The organism is Arthrobacter sp. SD76 (genome assembly GCF_049726125.1).
Lineage (GTDB): Bacteria > Actinomycetota > Actinomycetes > Actinomycetales > Micrococcaceae > Arthrobacter > Arthrobacter nitrophenolicus.
In genome coordinates, this window is record NZ_JBNBLR010000001.1 from 2,628,175 (window position 1) to 2,652,287 (window position 24,113).

The window sequence follows — 24,113 nt, forward strand, 5'->3', positions numbered from 1 at the left end:
AACTGAAATTCAGGTTAGTCTCTCGTAACTGTGATGTCCAACACATGGGCCGGCTTGCTAGAATCTGCGGGTCCTGAGGAGGAAAAGTGCCCAGCACCGAAGCCACGCAGACCGGCGAGCGCAGACCAGCCGGCCGCGGCCCATCGACCCAGCGCAGCAAGGCGAAGGAGAACCGCCGCCAGGCCCTGCTCGCTGCCGCCGCGTCGCTGTTCGCGGTGAACGGGTTCAACAAGGTATCGCTGGAGGACCTGGGGGCGGCGGCGGGAGTCAGCGGCCCGGCCGTGTACCGCCACTTCCCCGGCAAGCAGGCAGTCCTGGCCGACCTGCTGCTGACGGTCAGCCAGGAACTGCTGGACGGTGGCCGCCAGGTGGTGGAGGCCAGTCCCGATCCCCTGGCCGCGCTGCAGCGGCTGGTGGCATTCCAAGTGGACTTCGCCCTGGGCAAGCCGGACGTGATCCGGGTGCAGGACCGCGATTTCAGCAACCTGTCGGAGCAGGACCAGGCGGCGGTCCGCGCCCTCCAGCGGAGCTATGTGGAGGTGTGGGTGGAGGTCCTCGCCGGCGTCCACCCGGACGTCGACATCCCGGAACTTCGGATGCGGGCGCACGCCACGTTCGGCCTCATCAACTCCACCCCGCACTCGGTGCGCAGCCACGGCCGCAGGATTAGCACCGCTGCAGCCCGCCCGCTGCTGGAGGGGATGGCCCTGGCCGCCCTCCTTGTCCGCATTCCGCAGGCCCCCTAGCCCAGGGGCCTGACGAGGGGTCCGCCTTTGCACTACACCATGGTCAGGACCATGCCGGGTTCGGCCAGGATCGCGCCGACGTCGGCAAGGAAGCGGGAGCCCTGCTCGCCGTCCACCAGGCGGTGGTCGAAGGACAGGCTGAGCGTCAGGACCTGCCGCAGTGCCACCTCGCCGCGGTACTCCCAGGGCATGGTCCGCACAGCCCCCATAGCCAGGATGGCCGCTTCGCCGGGATTGAGGATGGGCGTGCCGGCATCAATGCCGAAAACGCCGATGTTGGTGATGGAGATAGTGCCGCCGGACAGGTCTCCGGGCGCGGTCTTTCCGGCCCGGGCAGTCTCGGTAAGGTCTGTCAGGGCTTCCGCCAGCTGGTGCAGGGACAGCGCATCAGCGTCCTTGATGTTGGGCACCGTCAGGCCGCGGGGCGTGGCTGCGGCGATTCCCAGGTTCACGTAGTTGAAGGTGACGATCTCCTGGCTGGCCTCGTCCCACCTCGCGTTCAGGGCGGGGTTGCGCCGCAGGGCGATGAGCACCGCCTTGGCGGCCAGGGTCAGCGGCGTGAGCTTTACCCCGGAAAACGCACTGCCGGCTTTGAGCTTGGCCAGCAGCTCCATGGCGGGAGTGACATCCACCGTCAGGAACTCGCTGACATGCGGCGCCGTGAAGGCACTGTCCACCATGGCCGCTGCCATGAACTTCCGGACACCCTTGATGGGAGTCCGGGTCTCCCGCGCTTCCTGCTGGATCCGGGTGGCCGCGGCCGCCGGGGCAGTGTCCGGTCCCTCCGCGGATGTGCCGTCAAGGAAAGCCTGGACGTCCTCCCGGGTGATAAGACCGTTGGGCCCGGTTCCGGCCACCTGCGCCAGGTCCACCCCGAGATCTTTTGCCAGCTTCCGCACCGGGGGCGTCGACCGGGGCCGCTCGCCCTGGTGCCCGCGCTCCGGCGCAGGGGTTTCGGCTTCCGCACGCCGGGTTTCCGCGGGCATGGAGTCCGCCGGGCCGGCTTCGACGGGCTCAACGGTTGGGGCATTGGGCTCTGCCGTTGCGGATGTGGGCAGGGCGCTCTCCGGCGCCTGAAGGTTCCGGGGGCGGCGCACCGGACGTCCGGAGCTTTCGACGACGGCGCCGTACCCCACCAGGTTCGGCTGCCTCTTGGGAGTCTCGGCCGTCGCTTCCCCACCGCCCGGGGAAGCGTCGGCAGGCACTGAAGGCTGCGTCCCGGCGTCGTCCGGCACTTCGAAGGACACGATGGGCTTGCCAACCTCCACGATGGTGCCCGGCTGTTCATGCAGTTCCTTGATAACGCCGGCGAACGGCGACGGCAGCTCCACCACCGCCTTGGCCGTTTCCACCTCGGCAATCACCTGGTTCAGGCTCACGGTATCGCCTACATCCACCTTCCAGCTGAGGATTTCTGACTCGGTGAGTCCCTCACCCAGGTCCGGGAGCCGGAATTCCTTGATCATGGTGCTGCTCATCCTTCCAGCCCGCTGAGGGAGTTGGGGCGGCCCAGCGCGCGGTCCACGCCGTCCAGGATGCGGTCCAGGCCGGGTAGGTGGTGCATCTCAAGCTTTGAGGAGGGGTACGGGATGTCGAAGCCGGTGACCCGCACCGGGGCCGCCTCGAGGTGGTAGAAGCAGCGTTCAGTGATGCTGGCGGCCACTTCGGCGCCCAGCCCGCCCGACTGGCCGGCTTCGTGCGTGACCACGAGCCGCCCGGTGTGTTTGACCGAGGCCACGACCGTTTCGTAGTCCACGGGTGCCAGCGAGCGAAGGTCGATCACCTCGATGGAAATGCCCTCGTCGGCGGCAGCGGTGGCGGCATCCAGCGCGGTCTTCACCAGCGGACCATAGGCAACCAGCGTGACGTCCGAGCCCTCGGTGAGGACCCGCGCCCTGTCCATGGGCAGGGCCGTACCGGGACCGGCCGACTCGTCCACGTCGGCTTTGTCGTGGTAGCGCCGCTTGGGCTCAAAGAAGAGGACGGGGTCATCGCAGGAAATGGCCTGCTGGATGACGGTGTAGGCGTCCTGCGGGTTGGCCACCGAGACCACCCGGAGGCCGGCGGTGTGCGTGAAGTAGGCCTCCGGGGATTCCGAGTGGTGCTCGGGCGAGCCGATGCCGCCGCCGAACGGGATCCGGATGGTGATGGGCATCTTCACTGCTCCGCGCGTCCGGTAGTGCAGCTTTGCCACCTGGCTGACGATCTGGTCGAAGGCCGGGTAGACGAACCCGTCGAACTGGATCTCCACCACCGGCCGGTAGCCCCGGTAGGCGAGGCCGACGGCGGTGCCCACAATGGCGGATTCTGCGAGCGGAGTGTCCACCACCCGGTGCTTCCCGAAGTCCTTCTGCAGCCCGTCCGTCACCCGGAACACGCCGCCGAGCGTGCCGATGTCCTCACCCAGGAGGACCACCTTCGGATCGTTCTCAAGGGATTTCCGCAGGCCCGCGTTGATGGCGCGGGCAAAGGTCATCTGGGTCATCAGCGTGCACCTTCTTCAAGAGTGGCCGCGTCGGGATCGCCGAAGGAAGCCAGGTAACGGGAGTAGTGGTCCTGCTGCCGGTCCAGCCAGGAATTGGGGGTGCTGTACACGTGCTTGAAAACGTCCAGCGGCTCCGGATCCGGCATGCGGGTGCAGCCGTCGCGCATCTCGCGGGCAACGGCGTCAGCCTTGTCCTTAACCTGTTGCTGCAGGCCTTCGGTCAGCAGTCCCTTGCGGTCCAGGAGGGCCGCCACCCGGCTGATGGGATCCTTGGCGGCCCAGTCCTCGAGCTCGTTGGGGTCCCGGTAACGGGTGGGATCGTCCGCGGTGGTGTGTGGACCCATCCGGTAGCTGACGGCTTCGATGAAGGTGGGCCCGCCTCCGCGCCGTGCCCGGTCCAGCGCTACGCGGGTGGCGGCCATCACGGCCAGGACATCGTTCCCGTCCACGCGCAGGCTGGGTATTCCGAAGCCCGCAGCCCGGTCCGCCAACTGGATATGCGACTGGAGCCTGACAGGTTCCGAGATGGCCCAATGGTTGTTGGTGCAGAAGAACACCACGGGGACCTGGAAACTGGCCGCGAACACCATGGCCTCGTTGACGTCGCCTTCGCTGGTGGCACCGTCGCCGAAGTAGGTGATGGCCACGGAACCGGCGCCGTCGTTCTGGATGCCCATGGCGTAGCCGGTCGCGTGCAGGGTCTGGGCACCGATGATGATCTGGGGCGTGGCCATGTTGACGGTGTAGGGGTCCCAGCCGGAGGGGGCATTGCCGCGCCACATCCGGAGCAGGTCCACCAGGTCGACGCCCCGGCAGTACGCCACCCCGTTTTCCCGGTAACTGGAAAACACGAAGTCGTCGCTGCGGAGGGTCCGGGCTGACCCGACTTGCGCGGCCTCCTGGCCCAGCAGCGGCGGCCACAGACCCAGCTCGCCCTGCCGCTGCAGCGCCGTGGCTTCGAGGTCGATGCGCCGGACGACACTCATGTCCTCATACAGGGAGCAGAGCTGCTCGTCGGTGATGTCCCGGACCCAGAAATCGAACTCGGGGTGGCTGACCCGCTCCCCTGCAGGAGTTATCAGCTGGACCAGCCTGGCGGCCGGCCCGGAGGTGCCCTGGGCACTGGTGGGGCGGATGCGCCGCCCTGGCCCGTTTCGTCTGTAGACACGATAGCCCGCAACCTTCTCACGTCGTTGACCAGCAGCTTTGGAACTTATGGCTCCTGGCCTGCCGGCCTCCCGGGCGCCGTTGCCCCGGATAATTGTGACCCTACTCACAATGCTCAGGAGGTACAACTGCCACACCGATCCTTGAGCAAAATGCCCTGTCCGGGGCGCCGGGACCGTGCTAGCTTTGCGCATTATGCAAGCTTTGGATGGCACGGACACCCGGCTGTTATCGGCCCTCGCGGAGGACCCGCGGAAAACGGTGGTGGCGCTCGCCCAGCAGCTTGGCCTCTCCCGGAACACCGTGCAGGCGAGGCTGGCGCAGCTGGAGAAGAAACACGTCTTCCTGTCCTTCGAACGGCGTATCAATCCCGCCTCGCTGGGATACCCGCTGATGGCCTTCATCTCCGTTCACGTCCAGCAGCAGAAGCTCACCCGGCTGGCAGGGCAGCTGGCGGAAATCCCCGAGATCCTGGAAGGCTATGGACTCACCGGCTCAGCAGACCTGCTGCTGCGCGTCGTGGCAGTGGACGCCGAGGACCTCTTCCGGATCAACGGCAAGATCCTGGCCTGTGACGGTGTGGAGCGGGCTGACACTGCCCTTGCGATGGGTGAGCTCATCCCGTTCCGGGTGCAGCCGCTGCTGGAACGGGGGTCCGCGCGCGGTTAAGGCAGCTGCCGCCGGGAGGGTTGCTTCGCGCCACAAGTGAGCAGGCGTCTGCCGAAAGTACGCCATAAGTGAGCGGGCATTACGACGGCGAACGCGGGCCGGCAAGGGGGCCTGCGCGCCAGGGTTATAGGCTTGTCCCAGAAATCCGCCGGGGACCGGAACCGGACCTCTGCATCGCAGCACCACTTTTGGAAAGGCTCCACCTTGAGCAGTCCCCAGGAACCGTACCAGCCGGGCCATCCCGGCCCGGGCCAGCAGCAGCTCCCCCAGCAGCCGGGCCAGTACGCGGCGGCGGGCCCGTTTGGCCTTCCCGGCGAGGAACCGCCGGCACGGAGGCGGCCCAGGCTGTGGGTCGTCTTGACGGCCATTGGCGGCGTCCTGCTCCTGGTGGGCCTGGGCATCGTCATCCTGGTCAACGTGGCGGGCAGCGCCACGAACCAGGCCAAAGGCCTTGCGGACGGCTTCACCAGGCTGGTCATCGCCGGGGACAGCTCCAAGGCCTACGATGACTACCTTGACCCCGCGCTGCAGGAGCAGCTGTCCAAGGAGTCCTTCATTTCCGGCATCGCCAGCCTCAACATGGACGACACCTGCGAGCCGGAGTACAACGACCTCCAGGTGGCCACGGAGAACGGCGTGAAGTCTGCCGATATCGTGGGCCTGATCACGTGCGAGGGCAGGAACGTTGACCTGGCGTACCGGTTCGAGGGCACGGACGAGCTGAAGATGACCAACATCAAGCTCAGGCCGGCAGCCTGACCAGGGAATCCGCATTAGGAAGTTTGCTGATCTTTTACCCATCCGCACTTCCGGGTGGTCCGAATCGCTTCCGAGGGTCCCGGCCGGGGACCCGCAGTCCGGCGGGGAACACCTCCCCCGCCCTACCGGAAGGATTCGGGCCATGCGCACTTCACCCAACCGCCTCGTCGCCACCGTCTTCGGAGCCGTCTACCTGCTGGTGGGCCTCCTCGGCTTCGCCGTCACGTCCGGCGTCGGCTTCGCCGCCACCGAGGGCGCCAACCTCATCATTTTTGAAGTCAACCCACTGCACAACGTCATCCACCTCGCCATCGGCGCGGCGCTCCTTTTCGCCGGGCTGAGGGGCACCGCGATCGCCCGTTCCGTCAACGCCACCGTCGGCGCCGTCTACCTGCTGGTGGGCGTGCTTGGGCTGTTCCTGCTGAACTCCCCGCTGAACATCATCGCCCTGAACGGCGCCGACAACGTGCTGCACCTTGCCAGCGCCGTGCTGCTGCTGGGCGTGGGCCTCTCGCTGGACAAGTCCCCGGCAACCGCCCGGGCCTAGTCATCATGAACCGGACCGCACCCGCCCGGACGCTGGAGCCGGGGGCAGCGCCGGAAGCCGCTGAGGGCCCGGTACCCGCCGCCGTCCGGCTCTTCGCCGGTTTCGCGGGCTTCGGTGCCGGCACCGTCAACCTGGCCATTTCCTCAAGCCTCTTCGCCGGGACAGTGGGAGCCGCAGGGCCGGGGCAGCTCGCCGCGGGCGGACTCGCCGGGCTCTGGGGCGCCGGCCTGCTGGCGGCCGCTGTAATCCACCTGGCCCGGGGGACCTTCCCGGACAACCGGGCGGCCCGGGCCACCCTCCTGGCGGCCGCCGCTGTCCATGCCGCCGCCGCGCTCTTCAGCGCACCGGCCGCGGCGGGGCTCAACCTGAGCCATCTGGCTGCCCTGCTGCTCACGCTGATGATCATCGCGGCGCTGGCGTGGCTGCGCCGGCACGGGAGCCAGGCGTCCGCAGCCGGGACGTCCGGCGCACATCCCGGCCGGCTGCTGCTGGCGGCCTTCGCCGGCGCGGTCCTGGTGGCAGGCATCGCGACGCCGGGTCTCGCCGCCTCGACGGCAGGCCAGTTCGCAGTGCCGCACGGCGAACACGGACCCACTCCCCCGCCCGGCGGACACCACCAGCGGTGAAAAAGCCTCCGTGCCAGTGATTCGGCACGGAGGCTTTTCCGTTGCGGGGCGGCCGCGGGTTCAGCGCAACCGCGGGCGGATGGTCAGTGGTCGACGGCTTTCTCGGCGCCTACTCCCGTGAGGGACCGGACTTCCATCTCCGCCTGCTTGGCGGTGTCCTCGCGCTTCTTGTCCAGCACCGTGCCGAGCCAGCCCAGGAAGAAGGCCAGCGGGATGGAGACGATGCCGGGGTTGCTCAGCGGGAAGAAGGCAAAGTTCACGTCCTTGATCATGGACGTTGCGCCGCCGGAGACCACCGGGGAGAAGATGATCAGCACGATGGCCGCGCCGAGGCCGCCGTACATGCTCCAGATGGCACCCTGCGTGGTGAACTTCCGCCAGAACAGCGAGTAGATGATGGTGGGCAGGTTGGCGGATGCCGCGACGGCGAACGCGAGGGCCACCAGGAAGGCCACGTTCTGCCCGTTGGCGAGGATGCCGCCCAGGATGGCCAGGACGCCGATGACCACCACGGTCCGGCGGGCAACCTTCACCTCCGTGTCGGCGTCGGCCTTGCCCTTGGCAATGACGCTGGCGTAGATGTCATGGGCGAAGGATGCAGCGGCGGTGATGGTCAGGCCCGCCACCACGGCCAGGATGGTTGCGAAGGCCACAGCCGAGATGAAGCCCAGCAGCAGCGGCCCGCCCAGGAAGAACGCCAGCAGCGGTGCTGCCGAATTGACGCCGCCCGGGGCGCTCTTGATGGTCTCGGCACCAACCAGTGCTGCTGCACCGTAGCCGAGCACCAGGGTGAAGAGGTAGAAGAGGCCGATCAGCCAGATGGACCACACCACGGACTTGCGGGCTTCCTTGGCGGTCGGGACCGTGTAGAAGCGCATCAGGACGTGGGGCAGGGCGGCCGTGCCCAGGACCAGGGCCAGGCCAGGGACATGAAGTCCAGCTTGGACGTTTCGGTCTTGCCGTACTGCAGGCCGGGGTTCAGGACTGCCGGGTTGTTGGCGGTTTCCACCGCGGCGCCGAGCAGGCTGGAAAGGTTGAAGCCGTAGATGGCCAGGACCCAGAGCGTCATGACGGCCGCGCCGGCGATCAGCAGGATTGCTTTGATGATCTGGACCCAGGTGGTGCCTTTCATGCCGCCGATCAGCACATACATGATCATGAGGGCGCCGACGACGATGATCACCAGGGCCTGTCCGCCCCAGTCGCTGATGCCCAGCAGCAGGGAAATGAGGCTGCCGGCGCCGGCCATTTGGGCGAGGAGGTAGAAGAAGCAGACGGCGAGGGTGGAGATGGCGGCCGCGATCCGGACGGGCCGCTGCTTGAGCCGGAAGGACAGCACGTCCGCCATGGTGAACTTGCCCGTGTTGCGGAGCAGTTCAGCCACCAGGAGCAGTGCCACCAGCCAGGCCACCAGGAAGCCGATGGAGTACATGAAGCCGTCGTATCCGTTGATGGCGATGGCGCCCGTGATTCCCAGGAACGACGCCGCGGAGAGGTAGTCGCCGGCGATGGCCGTGCCGTTCTGGGAGCCGGTGAAGGAACGTCCGGCCGCGTAGTAGTCGGCAGCGGTTTTGTTGTTGCGGCTGGCACGGAACACGATCACCATGGTGACGGCGACGAAGAGTCCGAAGATGCCCATGTTGAGCAGCGTGGTGTCCTTGAGGGCGGCGACGTCCACCGCCGCGGCAATGGTGATCATTTGCTGGCTCCTCCCACCCGGTTGCCGTGCTTGTCGAATTCGTGCCCTTCAATCTCGTCCCGGATCTCCGAGGCAATGGGGTCCAGGCGCTTGTTGGAGTAGCTGACGTACCACCCGGTGATGGCGAAGGTGGAGACGAACTGCAGCAGGCCCAGGATCAGGCCGATGTTGATGTTGCCCCAGACCTTCGTGGACATGAATCCCACGGCGTAGTCGGCGAGCAGGACGTAGGCGAAGTACCACAGCAGGAAGGCCACTGCCATGGGGAAGACAAAGCTGCGGTGACGCCTGCGCAGTTCCTGGAACTGGCCGGTCGACTGGACCTGTTCAAAGTCCACGGACGCCGCTGCGTCCGGAGTATGGGCATCGTTACCCATGATTCCTCCTCGTTGAGACTTGCCGGGACACACCGGCCGGCCGGCCCTGGTCAGGGACACCATTGGTGTGACTCCAATCACTGTGCGGCGTGCCCGCGGCAGGTTTCCAGTGGAACCGCCGCCGTGGTCGCTCAGCGGTCGGGATGCTGCGGCAAGCGGCACCCGCCGCTACGCTGGGCTCCATGCCGGACTCCCCCCTCCTGACCGCCGCAGCCGTGGCCGTCATCGCCATGGCCATTGCCGTCGTCGTCGGCGTGGGACTCGAAAGTGCTCCGGTCCTTCCGTGACCTGGGCACGGACGCCGAACGGGCCACCTACCATACGCTGCACGCGGCGTCCCAGGCGGGCCAGCACCTGCGGCGCGGCCTGAATCCGGCCGGCGCGGCGAAAGCCAGCCGGCAGCTGCGCACCCTGCTGGGCTCGGAAGCACTGGCCATCACGGACACGTCCGGAGTCCTGGCCTGGACGGCGCCGGCGATGACCTGAAGCCCCGGCTGATGGACCTTGCGGCCCCCGTCCTGGCGGGCGGCCGGACCGCCGTGCTTCCGGCCGGTGCGGAAGGTACCGGCGGCAGCCTTGCGGCCGTGATCGCGCCCGTACGGGCAGACTCCCGCGTGGTGGGCGCCGTCGCGGCGTTCGCGCCGTCGGCCGGCGCCGGACTGGTGCGGGCCACCGGCGAGGTGGCGGACTGGGTGGCTGTCCAGGTGGAGCTGGCGGAGCTGGACGCGTCCCGGACGCTGCTGATGGAAGCCGAGGTGCGCGCCCTGCGGGCCCAGATCAGCCCGCACTTCATCTACAACTCCCTCAACGCCATCGCCTCCTTCATCAACACAGACCCCCAGCGCGCGCGGGAACTGGTGGTCGAGTTCGCGGACTTCACGCGCTATTCGTTCCGCCGGCACGGGGACTTCACCACGCTCGCCGAGGAACTGCGCTGCATCGACCGCTACCTGCTGCTGGAGCGGGCCCGGTTCGGCGAGCGGGTGCAGGTCAGCCTGCGGGTGGCGCCCGAGGTGCTGAGCACGGTGATCCCCTTCCTGAGCCTGCAGCCCCTGGTGGAGAATGCCGTGCGGCACGGCCTGGAAGCCAAGGAGGGGCCGGGGCACATCAGCATCACCGCGGAAGACGCCGGAGCGTTCGCCGAGGTGACCATCGAGGACGACGGCGTGGGCATGGACCCCGCGCAGCTCCAGTCAATGCTCGCCGGGCACACCGACGGCGAACACGTGGGGCTGCGGAACGTCGACGCCCGGCTGCGCCAGGTCTACGGCAACGACCACGGCCTGGTCATCGAAACAGCCCCCGGCGAAGGCACCCTGATCACCATGCGGGTGCCCAAGTCCCAGCCCGGCCATGATGCCTGATCCGGCGCCCGCCGCCGGAAAGCTACCCTAGGAAGATGATTAACGTCCTCGTCGTTGATGATGAGCTGCCCGCCTTGGAAGAACTCGCGTTCCTGCTGGGCAGGGACGGCCGGATCGGCAAAATCCTCCGCGCGACATCCGGGACCGAAGCCCTCCGGGCCCTGTCCACCGGGTCAGTGGACGCCGTCTTCCTGGACATCCACATGCCGGCGGTCTCCGGGCTGGACATCGCCCGCGCCATTTCCAGGAGCAGCAACCCGCCGGCGGTGGTGTTTGTCACCGCTGACGAGGAACATGCCCTCGCGGCCTTCGAACTCGCCGCAGTCGACTATCTCCTCAAGCCCATCCGGGCGGAGCGCCTGGCCCGTTCGGTGGGCCGGATCGCAGAGCTGCGCGACGGCGGCGGCTCGCCGGAGATGATCACCGTGGACCAGGGCGGATCCACCAAAATGATCAGGCGCGACGACGTCACGTACGTGCAGGCGCAGGGAGACTACGCCCGGCTCCACACAGCCGACGCCAGCTACCTCATCCGGGTTCCGCTGGCCGATCTTGAGCAGCAGTGGGCGGAAGCCGGTTTCATCCGCACGCACCGTTCCTACCTGGTATCGCTCAAGCACGTCGCCTCCATGAAGCTCGCGGCCGACGGTCCCTGCGTCATGGTGGCAGGTGCCAGCCTTCCCATCAGCAGGCGCCACCTGCCCCTGGTGCGGGAAAAGCTGGAGGCCACCCGGATCAGGCCCAGCGCATGACCAGGGTCCGCGTGACAGCTCCCGCCACCGCCGCCCGGGCCACCCAGGAGAGCCGCGAAGCCGCCCTGGAATCGGACGTTGGCCAGGTCTTCGTCCGGTCCCTGATCAGGTCGCAGCTGCGGCTGGCGCTGGTGGTGGCCTTCGGCTTCCTGCTGATCCTTGCCGCATTTCCGCTGCTCCTGGCAACAGTTCCGGGCCTGGCCGAAGCCCGCATCGCGGGCATCCCGTTCGCCTGGCTCCTGCTGGGGGCCGGCATCTACCCGGTGATCGGGCTCAGTGCGTGGCTGTACATCCGGACGGCCGCCCGCAACGAGGCCCGCTACCGGGACCTGGCCGGTGACCAGTGAGCGCGGTCATCGTGCCGGCGGGCGGGGACAGGTGACGCGGCAGTGAACCCCGGCGTGGCAATCACCGCACTGGCCGTGGTTTCCGTGGCCACAGCTGTGATCGGCTTCTACGGCCTGCGGATTTCCCGCACCACGGGGGACTTCGATGTGGCGTCGCGGACGGTGCGCCCTTGGTGGAACGCCTCGGCCATCGGCGGCGAATACCTGTCCGCAGCGAGTTTCCTTGGTGTGGCCGGCCTCATCCTGCTGTCCGGCACCGACGCGTTGTGGTTTCCGGTGGGATACACGGCGGGGTACCTGATGCTGCTGCTGTTCGTCGCGGCGCCGCTGCGGCGCTCCGGCGCGTATACGATCCCCGATTTCACCGAGGCCAGGCTGGACTCCCGGGCCGTCCGGAAGGTCACCAGCCTGGTGGTGGTGCTTGTGGGCTGGCTGTACATCGTCCCGCAGCTGCAGGGCGCCGCCCTGACCATCCGGATCACCACCGGCCTGCCGTCGTGGGTTGGCTCCGTGGCCGTGGTGGTGGTCGTCTGCCTCACCGTGGTGGCGGGCGGAATGCGGTCCATCACCTTCGTCCAGGCTTTCCAGTACTGGCTGAAGCTGACAGCCCTGGCGGTGCCCGTGCTGTTCATCGTGTTCATGCTGGCCGGCAGCGGCACCCCCGAACTGTCGCCGCCGGCTGTGAATCCCACCGGTGCGCCTCCCGCCGGGCTCTACCAGGGTGTGTCCCTGATGGTGGCGCTGCTGTTCGGCACGCTGGGGCTGCCGCACGTGCTGGTCCGGTTCTACACCAACCCGGACGGGCAGTCCGCACGGCGGACCACCCTGATCGTCCTGGGGCTGCTGTCCGTCTTCTACCTGTTTCCCACCGCCTGCGGCCTGGTGGCGCGGATGTTCGCCCCGGACCTGGCACGTTCCGGCCAGGCCGACGCAGTGGTGCTCCTGCTCCCGGGGAAACTGGTGGGCGGGACGGCCGGCGAGCTGCTCTCGGCGCTGGTGGTGGCAGGCGCGTTCGCCGCGTTCCTGTCCACCACATCGGGCCTGGTGGTCTCCCTCGCCGGCGTCATCAGCCAGGACGTCCTGGGCGCCGGCGTCAACGGATTCCGGCTCGCGGCGGTGGTGTCCGCCGTCGTGCCGCTGGGATTTGCCTTTCTGACCGATTCCTTCACCCTCGCCGGCAGCGTCGGCCTGGTCTTCGCCTTTACCGCCTCCACCGTGTGTCCCGTCCTGCTCCTGGGGATCTGGTGGCGGGGCCTGACCGACGCCGGTGCCATCGCCGGGATGGTGACCGGCGGGCTCCTGTGCGGCGGGGCCATGATCACCAGCGCGGTGGCAGGGGCCGGGAATACCCCGGGATGGCTGGCGCAGCCGGCGGCGTGGAGCGTTCCCGCAGCCTTCGCCGTGATGGTGGTGGTTTCACTCGCCACGGCCGGGCGGGTGCCGCAGACCATGGCACGGGTCATGACCCGCCTCCACACCCCGGAGCGGCCGCTGGCCACGGAACGCTGATGGGTGGACAATGACGCCATGTCCACCGACGGCGGAAGTCCGTTAGGCCGGCAGGAGCCGGTGCCTCCGGCTGTGCGGGCGCAACTGCTCGCCACTGAGCACTGGGGGCTGCTGGCATCCCGCAGCACCACCCAGAGCGAGGTGCTGACCCGGATCAGCATGTTCCTCACCTTTACCTCGGCCAGCATCGTCAGTGTGGCCCTCGTGGGCCAGGCCACCAGGTTTTCGGAGGCGTTCGTCCTGCTGGCCGTGGTTGTCCTCTTCATTGACGTGGCGATGGGCCTGCTCACCCAGGTGCGGGTGATGAACGTCGGCAACGAAGACCTCATGTACGTGACCGCGATGAACAGGCTGCGGGCTGCCTACGTTGACCTCGACCCCGGCGTGGCGCCGTACCTCCTGGCGGCACACCACGACGACGAGGCAGGCTCGGCGCGCACGTACTTCTTCTTCGGAAACCGCAGTGCGCTCAGCCACGTGGCCGGGAGCAGCATGATCTTCATGACCACCGCCAACGCGGCCCTGATCGCCATCCTGTCCGGCCTGCTGCTTACGTTGTTCGGGGCGGGGATGACCGCGGCGATCATCGTGGGAGCAGTGTGTGGCGTCGCGTTCGTGGCTGCCTGGTCCGTCTACGGCTACCGCAGCTACGCCGGAATCTGGCGCAGGTTCGCGCCGCTGTCCCCCACCCCGCCGGGCGAAAGCTGAGCCCTGGTGGCCCGGCCGGTCAGTCGATGGCGGCCATCAGTTCCACAACGCGGTCCAGGAACGCATCCACCTGGGCTTCCTCGTAGCCTTCGCGGCCGACGGCGGGCCGGAATACCGCGCGGCGGACACTGTCCACGCTCAGCGGCTTGTCCTGCTCCAGGTACGCCACGAGTTCCCGGCAAAGGCGGTCCACGTCTGCAGTGTTGTAGCTGCGCGCCTTCTTTTTGGCGGGGCGCCGGAAACGCTCGCCGTCGGGCCGGTGCAGCCGCCCGCGGAGGATTCCGGAGAGGTTCCCGATCTCCCGCAGCCAGGCTTCCTCGCCCTGGGCTGCAATCAGTTCGTCCCGTTCCCGCCGGGCGAAGGCGTCCTCGAGCCGGTCCAGGGCAGCATCCACCACGGCGGCCGAGTAGCCGCCCTTGACCGGGTCAAAGGAGACGGCGCGGACGTCGGCGCTGTTGACCGGATGGGTTGCGGCTTCGGGGGTTTCCAGGGATACCCGCGCGCGCTGCAGGAACTGGTCCACCTGCCGGGCGTTGTATCCGTACTCGCCGCGCTGCACGCGCTCAAAGGACCCGGGGATCTGCCGATGAATGTCCAATGCCACTGTGATTCCTTCAATGCTCTTCGGCCGGAGCGCCGCTGCACCAGTTTAGGGGTGCCGGTCCGGCCGGGGTGTGTGTCAGGCTCCGGCGACCAGTCCGTAGAGGACAAAGACCACCGGCGATGCAAACACGATGGAGTCGAGCCTGTCCATGACTCCACCATGGCCGGGCAGGATGCTGCTCATGTCCTTGACGCCCAGTTCGCGCTTGACCATGGATTCGGCGAGGTCGCCGGCGGTGGATGCGGCCACGGTACCGACTGCCAGCACCACCCCCACCCACCAGGGCTTGTCGAGGATGAACAGGCAGGCCAGGATGCCGATGAGCATGGCGCCGCCCACGGAGCCGGCGAACCCCTCCCAGGACTTCTTCGGGCTGATCTTGGGCGCCATGGGATGCTTTCCCAGGGATGCGCCCACGAGGTAGCCGAAGGTGTCGTTGGACACGACCAGCAGGAGCATCACCGCAATCTGCCAGGCGCCTTCGGGAATGGTCCCCCCGGCCAGAGCCCCAGCGGGGAGGCCCCGCCGGTGGCGTGCAGCGGCAGCGCGGCAAAGCTGATGAAGAACGGGACCCAGCCCAGGGTGAAGACGCCGGCGAAAATACTGTTGGCCGAGCCTGCGGCGCTTTCGATGGACCGCCACAGGAGCACGGCCACGGAACTGAGCAGCATGCCGAACAGCAGGCTTTCGATGCCGCCGAAGTAGGCCACGAACGGCATGGCCACCGTGCCGGTCATCACCGGGACGATGGGCATCCTTGTTCCGTTGGCTTCAAGCGCCCGGTAGATTTCCCAGACGCCGAAGACGGCGAAGGCCGTGGTGACGGCAACGAAGGCGAGCGGGAGGAACAGCAGTCCGCCCAGCACCGCAAAGAGCATGGCAAGGCCCACCACGACGGCGGCCGGCAGGTTGCGGCCGGCCTTCGGCGTCGGATTGCTCCTGGGCTGCTTCCCCCGTGTGCGTGCCCGTGGTGCGGGGGCCTGATCTGCCTGGCCCATCAGACTTCGAGCAGCTCTGCTTCCTTGCGCTTCAGCAGCTCGTCGATGCCATCCACGTGGGCCTTGGTGATGCTGTCCAGTTCCTTCTCGGCGCGGGTGCCTTCGTCCTCGCCGGCCTCGCCGTCCTTGACCAGCCGGTCCAGGGTTTCCTTGGCCTTGCGGCGGATGTTGCGGATGGAGATCTTTGCGTCTTCGCCCTTGGTCTTGACGATCTTGACGTATTCCTTGCGGCGTTCCTTGGTCAGTTCCGGAATGGTGATCCGGATGACGTTGCCGTCGTTGGACGGGTTGGCGCCGACCTCCGAATCGCTGAGCGCGCGTTCGATATCGCGCATCGCGGTCTTGTCGAACGGGGTGATCAGGATGGTCCGTGCATCCGGGATGGCGAACGAAGCCAGCTGCTGCAGCGGCGTGGGGGAACCGTAGTAGTCCACCAGGACCTTGTTGTAGAGGCCCGGGTTGGCCCGGCCGGTGCGGACAGCGGCGAAGTCTTCCTTGGCCACTTCTACAGCCTTGTCCATCTTCTCTTCGGCTTCGAGCAAGGTTTCTTCTATCACGGTCTCTCCTGACGGTTGTGGTGCAGTCCGGGGCGCCGGCTCCGTGCACGTGGTTCTCGGTTGCTGTTTCCGTCCCCGCCCGGAAAGGCAGGGGGCGGAACTGTCCTGAAAACATCCTAGCCGCAGCTAGGCAGTGACCAGCGTGCCCAGCTTTTCGCCGAGGATGGCACGGGTGACGTTGCCTTCACCTTCCATGCCGAAGACCACCATGGAGAGGTTGTTGTCCTTGCACATGGTCATGGCCGTCTGGTCCATGACGCGGATGTCGCGGCGGAGCGCGTCGTCGTAGCTGAGGGTTTCGAGCCGCTCGGCAGAAGGGTCCTTCTTGGGGTCGGCCGTGTAGACGGCGTCCACTCCGCTCTTGGCCATCAGGACGACGTCGGCGTGCACTTCGAGCGCGCGCTGCGCGGCCACGGTATCGGTGGAGAAGTAGGGCAGGCCGGCTCCGGCGCCGAAGATCACCACGCGGCCCTTTTCCATGTGCCGGATGGCGCGGCGGGGAATGTAGGCCTCGGCTACCTGGCCCATGGTGATGGCGCTCTGGACACGCGTCTCCACGCCGGCCTGCTCGAGGAAATCCTGGAGCGCCAGGCAGTTCATGACGGTTCCCAGCATGCCCATGTAGTCGGCGCGGGAGCGGTCCATGCCGCTCTGGGACAGCTCTGCCCCGCGGAAGAAGTTGCCGCCGCCAACCACGATGGCCACTTCAACCTCGGGGACGGCCGCCGCGATCTGTTTGGCGACGTCGCGGACGGTTTCCGGGTCGACGCCCAGTTTCCCGCCGCCGAAGACCTCGCCGGAAAGCTTCAGGAGGACCCGGCGCCTGCTTTTCTCTGGCTGGATTACAGTGTTGACGGCTTCCATGATGCCTTCCCGTTGATGACTCTGAAAAAAAGGTTATCCTGCCGGCACCGAAGGCCGGTACCGGCGGCGTTTCGCACAGATTGCGTGCATGCAAAAGGGGCGGCCACCGAAGTGGCCACCCCCTTGCAGTTTCGACTAGGAGCCGACGCGGAAACGCGTGAACGCGGTTCCCTTGACACCGGCCTCTTCGAGGACCTGTGCCACGGACTTCTTGGCGTCCTTCGCGAATGCCTGGTCAACCAGGACCTCGCCCTTGTAGAAGCCGGTCACGCGGCCTTCCACGATCTTGGTGAGGGCGGCTTCCGGCTTGCCTTCGGCCTTGGCGGTTTCTTCGGCGATGCGGCGCTCGGACTCCACCAGCTCGGACGGAACGTCCTCGCGGGTCAGGTAGTTCGGGGCCATCGCGGCGATGTGCACGGCAACGTCGTGGGCGGCGGTGGCAGCGGCTTCGCCTTCACCGTCGACTGCGAACAGCACGCCAACCTGGGCGGGCAGGTCCTTGGAGGTCTTGTGCAGGTAAGCGTCGACCGTGGCACCCTCAACGCGGGAGATGCGGCGGACAACAACCTTCTCGCCCAGGACGGCGCCTTCTTCGACGACGACCTCGGACAGCGGCTTGCCGTCGACCTCGGTGGCGAGCAGGGTCTCCAGGTCGGCAGCGCCGGACTCGACGGCAACGGCCAGGACCTTGTCAGCCAGCTGGATGAACTTGTCAGCCTTGGCAACGAAGTCGGTCTCGCAGTTGACCTCGATCATGACGCCGACGCCGTTGCTGACCTTGGCAGCAACGAGGCCTTCGGCGGTGGAGCGGCCTTCACGCTTGGTGGCGCCCTTGAGGCCCTTGATGCGGATGATTTCGATGGCCTTCTCGGCGTCGCCGTTGGCTTCGTCAAGAGCCTTCTTGACGTCCATCATGCCGGCGCCGGTGCGCTCGCGCAGGGCCTTGATGTCCGCGGCAGTGTAGTTCGCCATGTGAACCCCTCTGTCTAGAAATTTGTTGTGGTGTACGGACCGACAGGACGGCTGCCCATTTTCATGGGCGGCCATCCTGTCAGCAGCTCCGGCTGCAGGCAGCGCGGAGAATCCGGATTTAGTTGTCTTACTTGGCGTCGTCGGCGGGAGCCTCGGCAGCAGCCGGAGCTTCAGCTTCTTCGGCCGCGGCAGGGGCAGCAGCCTCTTCGGCCTTGCTGCCTTCGAGGAGCTCGCGCTCCCACTCGGCCAGCGGCTCTTCCGGAGCTTCGGCAGCACCCGAGCCGCGGTTGTTGCGGGCGATGAGGCCCTCGGCAACAGCGTCGGCAACAACGCGGGTCAGGAGGTTCACGGAGCGGATGGCGTCGTCGTTGCCCGGGATCGGGAAGTCGACTTCGTCCGGATCGCAGTTGGTGTCCAGGATGGCCACAACCGGGATGTTCAGCTTCTTGGCCTCGTCAACGGCGAGGTGTTCCTTCTTGGTGTCCACGACCCAGAGCAGGGACGGTGCCTTGGTCAGGTTGCGGATACCGCCGAGGTTGGACTCGAGCTTGGTGAGCTCGCGCTTGAGGAGCAGCAGCTCCTTCTTGGTGTACGCGGAACCGGCGACGTCGTCGAAGTCGATCTCTTCGAGTTCCTTCATGCGCTGGATGCGCTTGGCGACGGTCTGGAAGTTGGTCAGCATACCGCCGAGCCAGCGCTGGTTGACGTAGGGCTGGCCAACGCGGGTTGCCTGCTCGGCAATTGCTTCCTGGGCCTGCTTCTTGGTGCCGACGAAGAGCACGGTACCGCCGTGGGCAACAGTGGCCTTGACGAACTCGTAGGCGCGGTCGATGTAGGACAGCGACTGCTGCAGGTCGATGATGTAGATGCCGTTGCGCTCGGTGAAGATGAAGCGCTTCATCTTCGGGTTCCAACGGCGGGTCTGGTGTCCAAAGTGGACGCCGCTGTCAAGCAGCTGGCGCATGGTTACGACGGGCATGCCGACGCTCCTTCCGGCAGGTCATTCATGAGAGAGCCCTCAGGCTTCTTACCCTGCCAATAGTTGACGGTTGATTTAGCGTGGCCCGGTTCGGGCCGTGCTCCTGGCATCCATCACGCTTCCCATCCGCGCCGGAGGGCACGGACCGCAGGAGGCATGATCCGCCAAAGGCTGGGCCGGGGCTTTCACCTTGTGGAGGGCTGGATGCGCGTAGTCAGCTGCCGCTCCCCCACACTCCTGAATGGGGCGTGCCGACGCAATCCGGACAGGCAAATGCACCGCAGGGGTGATCCACTGGTACGGGAAGCGTTGAGGGCGCAGCAAACTGCTCCACCAAGTGTACTACAGGGACCCGCTTCCGCCGGACAGGGGCGGCCCGCAGGAACGGCTTATCCACATAGGTCCCGCCACGCCTGCCCGCCCCGCTTTTCCGGGCGCATGCTGGCCAGATGAAACCCCAGCTCCTCCTGGCCGCACTGCTGATGCTCCCCGCTTCGGTGGGGTCCGCAGCACAGCCCCCGCCGTTCAGCCCCGGTTCCCCCTCGACTGCGCTGGGGACGATTGCGGAGACGACGACGGCCGGGGGCATTGGCCCCGATGTCGCCGCACCCTCCTGGCAGTGGCCGCTGGCTCCCCGGCCGCGTGTGCTGCGGGCTTTCGATCCTCCCCCGAAGCCATGGTTGAGCGGACACAGGGGCGTGGACCTCGGGGCAGCGCACGACGGCGCGGCGGTCACCTCCCCGGCGGCCGGTACGGTCAGCTTCGTGGGCGTCGTGGTTGACCGCCCGGTGATCACCATCGACCACGGGAACGGGCTTCGCAGCAGCTTCGAACCCGTGGCGAGCACCTTGGCTGCCGGGGCCGCAGTGGGTGCCGGCCAGGTTGTCGGCACGGCGCTTCCCGGCCATTGCGGAACTGCAGCCTGCATCCATTGGGGCGTGCGCCGCGGCGACGCCTACGTCAATCCCCTGCAGTTTGTCACGGATATGAGGCCTTCCATCCTCCTGCCCCTGGGCGCCCCACCCTAGCGCCTCCGGGTCACGCAAAGGCGACCGGCCATGGAAAGCAGCCGGGTCAGACGATGGCGGAAATGCCGGTGACGGCCCGGCCGGTGACCAGCGTGTTGATTTCTGCGGTTCCCTCGTAGGAGTAGATGGCCTCGGCGTCGGCAAAGATCTTCGCCATTCCGTAGTCCGTCACGATCCCGTTGCCTCCCAGGATGCTGCGGCCGATGGCCACGCTGTCACGCATCCGCTCTGTGGTGAAGGCCTTGGCCAGCGCGGACTGCTCGTCCCTGGCCATGCCTGCGTCTTCCAGCTGGGAGAGCCGGACCATCATTCCCATGGAGCTGACGGCGTTGCCCAGGATCGTGACCAGCTGGCTCTGTACCAGCTGGAAGGATGCCAGCGGCCGGCCGAACTGGTGCCGCTCCACCGCGTAGCGCCGGGCGACGTCGAAGGCTGCCAGCTGCTGGCCCACCGCCTGCCAGGCAACCCCGAGGCGGGTGACCTTGAGGACCTTGTTGACGTCGCGGAAACTGTTGGCGTGCTCCAGCTTGAAGAAGTCGGGCACCACCACGTTGTCCAGGGTGATGTCGGCGTTTTGGACGGTGCGGAGGGAGATCTTGTTCTCAATTTTTTCGGCGCTGAACCCGGGGAGCGAGGTGTCCACCAGGAAGCCCTTGACCTGGTTGTCATCCACGTCGCGGGCGTAGAGAACCACCCAGTCGGAGAAGGTGGCGTTGCCGATCCAGCGCTTGGCACCGTTGAGGATCCAGCTGCCGCCGTCCTGCCGCGCGGTGGTCCGCGTACCGCCTGCCACGTCGCTGCCGCCCAGCGGCTCGGTGAGCCCGAAGGCTCCGATCTTCTTCATGGCGTAGATATCGGGAAGCCACGCGTCCTTCTGTTCCTGCGAGGCGAGGGTTTCGATGGACCCGGTAAAGAGCCCGTCGTGGACGCCCATGAAGGTGGCGATGGAGGCGTCGGCGCGGGTTACTTCGGCGTGGAGCAGGCCGGCGAACAGGTTGGAGCAGCCCTGCCGCCGGACCGGGCTGACCAGGTCAATCTCGGCGAGCTTGGGAATGAGGTCCATCGGGAACTCGCCCCGGTTCCAGAAGTCCACGGCGATAGGCCGCACTTCCCGGGCCAGGAAGTCCCGGACTTCGGCCAGCCGGTCCTGTTCCTTGGCGGTGAGCAGCTGCTCAAAGGCGAAGAAGTCGCCGTCGGCGTAGGGAAGGTCAAAGGGGTCTGCAGCAGGCGTGGACATGGTTGCCCTCCAGGTGTTCAGCGGCCGGTACTCTCCGAAGCGGAGCGGGATAAGTTACTGGTCAGTAACATACCGCACATTGGGCGCTTAACAAAGAAAACCGCGGCCGACGTGGATCGTCGGCCGCGGTTTCTGGAGTAGGGCTACTCGGACTTGAACCGAGGACCTTAGGATTATGAGTCCCGCGCTCTAACCAGCTGAGCTATAGCCCCGTGCTGCCCGGCCGCAGCGAAAACGAACTGCGGCGGCAGGGCAAAAACACTCTAGCAAAACCCGGGCGCGGTTTTAGACCACCTTGTCCTCATAGCTGGCGCCACGGTAGAGGTCCTCGAAGGTCTGCAGGGTGCCCTGGATGCTGTGGGGTTCCACCATCGCCCGGCTGGCCTTGCCCATGGCCTGCTGCTGGTCCTTGGGCAGCTGGAGGATCTGGGTGATCTTCTTGGCCAGGTCATCGCTGTCGTTGGGGGTGAAGAGGTAGCCGTTCTCGCCGTCGCGCACCAGGTGCGGCAGCGCCATGGCGTCCGCCAGAACAACCGGGGTGGAGGCGGACATGGCCTCGAGGGTCACCAGCGACTGCAGCTCGGCAGTGCCCGGCATGCAGAAAAGGTCTGCCTTGATGTAGGCCTTCCGCAGGTCCTCGTCGCTGACCAGGCCCAGGAACTTCACCCGGCTGCCCAGGCCCAGCCGCTGCACGAGTTCCTCCAGGGCGGTCCGGACCTCGCCGCTGCCCACGATCTCCAGGTGCACGTTCAGTTCCGCCGGGGTCTTGCCGATGGCCCGGATGAGGACGTCGACGTGTTTCTCTTCCGCGAGCCTGCCGGCGAACATGACGGTGGGGTACGGGTGCGGTTCGATCACCTCGCCGGGCTGCAGCTCATAGGCTGCGGAGTCGATGCCGTTGGACAGCGGCAGGACTTTGCGGAGGAACGCATGCTCGTGCATGGCCTTGGCCGCCAGCGGCGTGGGGGTGGTAATCACATCCGCCTGGCCCATCACCTTGCCCATGTCCTTCCAGGAGATGCGGCCGATGATGTCCTTGAACCACTGCGGGAACGGCAGGAAGGGGTTGAGGTTTTCCGGCATGAAGTGGTTGGTGGCCACGATCCGCACACCGCGCTTCACAGCCTCGTACAGGACGTGCTCACCGATCATGTAGTGGCTCTGGATGTGGACCACGTCCGGCTTCACGCGGTCGAACAGCAGGCTGATTTCCTTCTTGATTTCCCAGGGAAAGCAGATGCGGAAGTATTCATGGGTGGGGGCGGCGTGGGAGCGCAGGCGGTGCACCGTGGCCTCGTCACGGAATTCCGTGTAGCTCTTGCCCTTGCTGTCCCGGCAGGCCAGCACGTGCACGTTGTGGCCCCGGCCTGTCATGCCCTTGGCCAGGCGGTAGCCGAACTGGGCTGCGCCATTGATATGGGGCGGATAGGTGTCCGCGGCGATCAGGATGGTCAGTGGCGGCTGGTCGGCTGGCGTGGTCACGTGGAAAGCTCCTGATGGTCACGGTGCGGACAGCGATGACTGGCAGCACGGCTGGCCCGGCGTGGTTGTACCCGGCTTCGTGGACTTGCTGGATCGGTGGACGGTCTAGTGTGAGGGCCTGCCCGCGGTCTTCCGCGCGTCCTTCTTGCGCTTGGTGACCTCGGGGTGGTGGCGGGAAAGGGCGATAACCCCAACGATAGCAAGGGAAGCGGCGGTTCCCATGGCAATTGCCATAACGGCGTGCACATCCGGCCGGAGTTCGCCGAGGATAACAATGCCGATGGCAATGCCCACGATGGGGTCGATCACAGTCAGCCCGGCGATCACCAGGTCCGGCGGCCCGGTGGAGTATGCGCTTTGGACGAACCAGGACCCCAGTCCGCCGGCGGCGATAATCGCGACCACCGAATACCAGGGCACGTTCAGCAGGAACAGCCCGTTGGGATCCAGCAGGTGCTTGCCGATGATCCGGGTCAGCACCGCCACGAATCCGAACAGCACACCGGCTCCCAGGATGTACACGAAAGCGTTCATCCGGTGCCGGAACATGACCGCCAGGGTGCCGAACAGTCCCACGGCCAGCGCCAGCAGCAGCACGATGGTGAGCTCGTCCTCCACGCTGACATGGTGGTTTTCCTGGGTGACGGTGACCGCCAGCAGGACGAAGAGCGCGGACCCGGTGACGCAGGCGGTGATGGCCACCACCGTGGCGCGGTTGATGGTGAGGTCCTGGTCGCGGGCGTTGACGATGGTGGTGATCACCAGGGCAATGGCCCCGATGGGCTGCACGACGGTCAGCGGGGCGGAGACGAGGGCGACGGCGTTCATCGCCATGCCGGCCCCGAGCAGCAGGAGCCCGAAGACCCAGCGGGGGTTCCGCAGCAGGCGGAGGAAGCCGTTGGAACTCAATGCCAGGCCGCCGGTGTCCGCCTTGACGGCGCTGCCCTGGCGCTGGGCACCGAGGGCGAGGCAGAAGGCGCCGAGAACCGCGAGGGCGACGGCCACCCAGACCATCAGGCGGTCCCGTCGTCGTGGCTGCTGCGCGCCCTGCCCTTGCGGAGCATTGCCCAGAAGTAGTTGTAGGCGGCAATCCAGTGGCCCAGCAGGCCCAGGCCCAGCACGATCCAGGCGGCAATAAACAGCCCGTCAGAGAACCCGGTCTCCAGCCGGGAGAGGAGCAGCATCGGCGTCCCCAGCAGCAGCAGCCCCGTGCGGACCTTCCCCACCACGCTGACGGGAAGGTCCGGGTGGCCGTGGAAGAGGGAGAGGGTCAGGACCAGCAGGACGGCGTCCGGAACCACCAGCGCGGCCAGGTAGAGCCAGTGCACGACGCCGGCAATCACCAGGGTGACGGCGACGGCGATCATGGCGAGGCGGTCGGCGATCGGGTCCAGGACGCGACCCAATTTCGACGCCTGGTCAAACCGGCGGGCCACATAGCCGTCTATCCAGTCGGTTCCTGCCATCACGGCAAGGACCACCACTCCGGCACCGTATTCCTTCTGCGCCAGGACCAGCCAGATGAAGAGCGGAACGCCCATGAACCGCACCACGGTGAGCAGGTTGGGGATGGTGAAGACCACGTCGTGGTCCACCTGCGGGCGGCCGGGACGGGAGCCGGCACCAATGAACTTCAC

23 protein-coding genes, 1 tRNA gene and 3 pseudogenes are annotated in these 24,113 nt (G+C 66.9%); 11 read left to right on the forward strand and 16 right to left on the reverse strand.

Features of this window, described 5'->3' with window-relative positions; genetic code table 11:
• The first annotated feature begins 86 nt into the window (after positions 1 to 86).
• Complete coding sequence (locus tag ACPEE0_RS12825; RefSeq protein WP_009357869.1) at positions 87 to 746, forward strand: TetR/AcrR family transcriptional regulator; 660 nt, start codon at positions 87 to 89, stop codon at positions 744 to 746.
• Between the two features lie 32 nt (positions 747 to 778).
• On the opposite strand, the gene ACPEE0_RS12830 is transcribed toward ACPEE0_RS12825, so the two are convergent.
• Genes ACPEE0_RS12830 through pdhA form a run of 3 tightly spaced genes read right to left on the reverse strand, consistent with a single transcriptional unit; the run spans position 779 to position 4,367 of the window.
• The gene (locus ACPEE0_RS12830) at positions 779 to 2,212 is read right to left on the reverse strand and encodes a dihydrolipoamide acetyltransferase family protein (protein WP_424574592.1); all 1,434 of its coding nucleotides are present in this window, start codon (positions 2,210 to 2,212) and stop codon (positions 779 to 781) included.
• A gap of 8 nt (positions 2,213 to 2,220) precedes the next feature.
• Entirely contained in the window at positions 2,221 to 3,231 is a 1,011-nt protein-coding gene (locus ACPEE0_RS12835) for an alpha-ketoacid dehydrogenase subunit beta (protein WP_424574593.1), read from the reverse strand.
• Positions 3,231 to 4,367 (reverse strand): pyruvate dehydrogenase (acetyl-transferring) E1 component subunit alpha, encoded by a 1,137-nt coding sequence (gene pdhA / locus ACPEE0_RS12840; RefSeq protein ID WP_424575277.1) that lies wholly within the window; start codon positions 4,365 to 4,367, stop codon positions 3,231 to 3,233. Before pdhA ends, ACPEE0_RS12835 begins: the two co-directional genes overlap by 1 nt.
• Positions 4,368 to 4,593: 226 nt before the next feature.
• Here pdhA and ACPEE0_RS12845 point away from each other — a divergent pair, with 226 nt between their 5' ends.
• The 4 genes from ACPEE0_RS12845 (at position 4,594) to ACPEE0_RS12860 (ending at position 6,999) form a co-directional block, all read left to right on the forward strand.
• Positions 4,594 to 5,067, forward strand: coding sequence for an Lrp/AsnC family transcriptional regulator (locus ACPEE0_RS12845; RefSeq protein ID WP_035752667.1), 474 nt, complete (start codon positions 4,594 to 4,596; stop codon positions 5,065 to 5,067).
• A gap of 204 nt (positions 5,068 to 5,271) precedes the next feature.
• Positions 5,272 to 5,826 carry a hypothetical protein gene (locus ACPEE0_RS12850; RefSeq protein ID WP_152419561.1) on the forward strand — a complete coding sequence of 185 codons (555 nt, stop codon included), beginning with the start codon at positions 5,272 to 5,274 and terminating at the stop codon, positions 5,824 to 5,826.
• Positions 5,827 to 5,968: 142 nt separating this feature from the next.
• Positions 5,969 to 6,373 carry a DUF4383 domain-containing protein gene (locus ACPEE0_RS12855; RefSeq protein ID WP_009357875.1) on the forward strand — a complete coding sequence of 135 codons (405 nt, stop codon included), beginning with the start codon at positions 5,969 to 5,971 and terminating at the stop codon, positions 6,371 to 6,373.
• Positions 6,374 to 6,378: 5 nt separating this feature from the next.
• Positions 6,379 to 6,999 carry a hypothetical protein gene (locus ACPEE0_RS12860; protein WP_009357876.1) on the forward strand — a complete coding sequence of 207 codons (621 nt, stop codon included), beginning with the start codon at positions 6,379 to 6,381 and terminating at the stop codon, positions 6,997 to 6,999.
• Between the two features lie 83 nt (positions 7,000 to 7,082).
• Here ACPEE0_RS12860 and ACPEE0_RS12865 read toward each other — a convergent pair.
• Positions 7,083 to 8,698: pseudogene (locus tag ACPEE0_RS12865) on the reverse strand (solute symporter family protein).
• Positions 8,695 to 9,075 (reverse strand): DUF485 domain-containing protein, encoded by a 381-nt coding sequence (locus ACPEE0_RS12870; RefSeq protein WP_009357877.1) that lies wholly within the window; start codon positions 9,073 to 9,075, stop codon positions 8,695 to 8,697. The pseudogene ACPEE0_RS12865 and the gene ACPEE0_RS12870 overlap by 4 nt, the downstream one beginning before the upstream one ends.
• A 182-nt stretch (positions 9,076 to 9,257) precedes the next feature.
• Here ACPEE0_RS12870 and ACPEE0_RS12875 point away from each other — a divergent pair.
• From ACPEE0_RS12875 to ACPEE0_RS12895, 5 genes and pseudogenes are all read left to right on the forward strand, one after another.
• A pseudogene (locus tag ACPEE0_RS12875) lies at positions 9,258 to 10,439 on the forward strand (sensor histidine kinase).
• A gap of 35 nt (positions 10,440 to 10,474) precedes the next feature.
• On the forward strand, positions 10,475 to 11,191 hold the full coding sequence (locus ACPEE0_RS12880; protein WP_009357878.1) for a LytR/AlgR family response regulator transcription factor: 717 nt from the start codon (positions 10,475 to 10,477) through the stop codon (positions 11,189 to 11,191).
• Entirely contained in the window at positions 11,188 to 11,538 is a 351-nt protein-coding gene (locus tag ACPEE0_RS12885; protein ID WP_009357879.1) for a hypothetical protein, read from the forward strand. Before ACPEE0_RS12880 ends, ACPEE0_RS12885 begins: the two co-directional genes overlap by 4 nt.
• A gap of 42 nt (positions 11,539 to 11,580) precedes the next feature.
• Positions 11,581 to 13,047: a cation acetate symporter gene (locus tag ACPEE0_RS12890; protein ID WP_424574594.1), complete on the forward strand. Its 1,467-nt coding sequence runs from the start codon at positions 11,581 to 11,583 to the stop codon at positions 13,045 to 13,047.
• A gap of 18 nt (positions 13,048 to 13,065) precedes the next feature.
• Entirely contained in the window at positions 13,066 to 13,755 is a 690-nt protein-coding gene (locus ACPEE0_RS12895) for a hypothetical protein (RefSeq protein ID WP_035752671.1), read from the forward strand.
• Positions 13,756 to 13,774: 19 nt separating this feature from the next.
• Here ACPEE0_RS12895 and ACPEE0_RS12900 read toward each other — a convergent pair whose 3' ends face one another.
• From ACPEE0_RS12900 to rpsB, 6 genes and pseudogenes are all read right to left on the reverse strand, one after another.
• Positions 13,775 to 14,359 carry a DivIVA domain-containing protein gene (locus tag ACPEE0_RS12900; protein ID WP_035752651.1) on the reverse strand — a complete coding sequence of 195 codons (585 nt, stop codon included), beginning with the start codon at positions 14,357 to 14,359 and terminating at the stop codon, positions 13,775 to 13,777.
• 75 nt (positions 14,360 to 14,434) lie between these two features.
• A pseudogene (locus tag ACPEE0_RS12905) lies at positions 14,435 to 15,357 on the reverse strand (phosphatidate cytidylyltransferase).
• Positions 15,357 to 15,914, reverse strand: coding sequence for a ribosome recycling factor (frr, locus tag ACPEE0_RS12910; protein WP_009357884.1), 558 nt, complete (start codon positions 15,912 to 15,914; stop codon positions 15,357 to 15,359). Before frr ends, ACPEE0_RS12905 begins: the two are co-directional and overlap by 1 nt.
• Positions 15,915 to 16,040: 126 nt before the next feature.
• A complete protein-coding gene (pyrH, locus tag ACPEE0_RS12915) occupies positions 16,041 to 16,778 on the reverse strand; it encodes a UMP kinase (RefSeq protein WP_009357885.1) in 738 nt (245 codons plus the stop codon).
• A gap of 135 nt (positions 16,779 to 16,913) precedes the next feature.
• A complete protein-coding gene (gene tsf, locus ACPEE0_RS12920; RefSeq protein ID WP_133349998.1) occupies positions 16,914 to 17,750 on the reverse strand; it encodes a translation elongation factor Ts in 837 nt (278 codons plus the stop codon).
• Between the two features lie 127 nt (positions 17,751 to 17,877).
• Positions 17,878 to 18,729: a 30S ribosomal protein S2 gene (rpsB, locus tag ACPEE0_RS12925; protein WP_009357887.1), complete on the reverse strand. Its 852-nt coding sequence runs from the start codon at positions 18,727 to 18,729 to the stop codon at positions 17,878 to 17,880.
• 449 nt (positions 18,730 to 19,178) lie between these two features.
• On the opposite strand from rpsB, the gene ACPEE0_RS12930 reads away from it, so the two are divergent.
• Positions 19,179 to 19,757, forward strand: coding sequence for a M23 family metallopeptidase (locus tag ACPEE0_RS12930; protein WP_009357888.1), 579 nt, complete (start codon positions 19,179 to 19,181; stop codon positions 19,755 to 19,757).
• A 46-nt stretch (positions 19,758 to 19,803) separates the two neighbouring features.
• Here ACPEE0_RS12930 and ACPEE0_RS12935 read toward each other — a convergent pair whose 3' ends face one another.
• The 5 genes from ACPEE0_RS12935 to ACPEE0_RS12955 form a co-directional block, all read right to left on the reverse strand.
• A complete protein-coding gene (locus ACPEE0_RS12935; RefSeq protein ID WP_407709325.1) occupies positions 19,804 to 20,994 on the reverse strand; it encodes an acyl-CoA dehydrogenase family protein in 1,191 nt (396 codons plus the stop codon).
• 138 nt (positions 20,995 to 21,132) lie between these two features.
• Positions 21,133 to 21,206 (reverse strand) — tRNA-Ile (locus tag ACPEE0_RS12940).
• A gap of 73 nt (positions 21,207 to 21,279) precedes the next feature.
• Complete coding sequence (locus ACPEE0_RS12945) at positions 21,280 to 22,476, reverse strand: glycosyltransferase (protein ID WP_407709324.1); 1,197 nt, start codon at positions 22,474 to 22,476, stop codon at positions 21,280 to 21,282.
• Between the two features lie 105 nt (positions 22,477 to 22,581).
• Positions 22,582 to 23,490, reverse strand: a complete 909-nt coding sequence (locus tag ACPEE0_RS12950) for a DMT family transporter (RefSeq protein WP_009357891.1) — start codon at positions 23,488 to 23,490, stop codon at positions 22,582 to 22,584.
• Positions 23,490 to 24,113 carry a CDP-alcohol phosphatidyltransferase family protein gene (locus ACPEE0_RS12955; protein WP_407709323.1) on the reverse strand — a complete coding sequence of 208 codons (624 nt, stop codon included), beginning with the start codon at positions 24,111 to 24,113 and terminating at the stop codon, positions 23,490 to 23,492. The genes ACPEE0_RS12950 and ACPEE0_RS12955 overlap by 1 nt, the downstream gene beginning before the upstream one ends.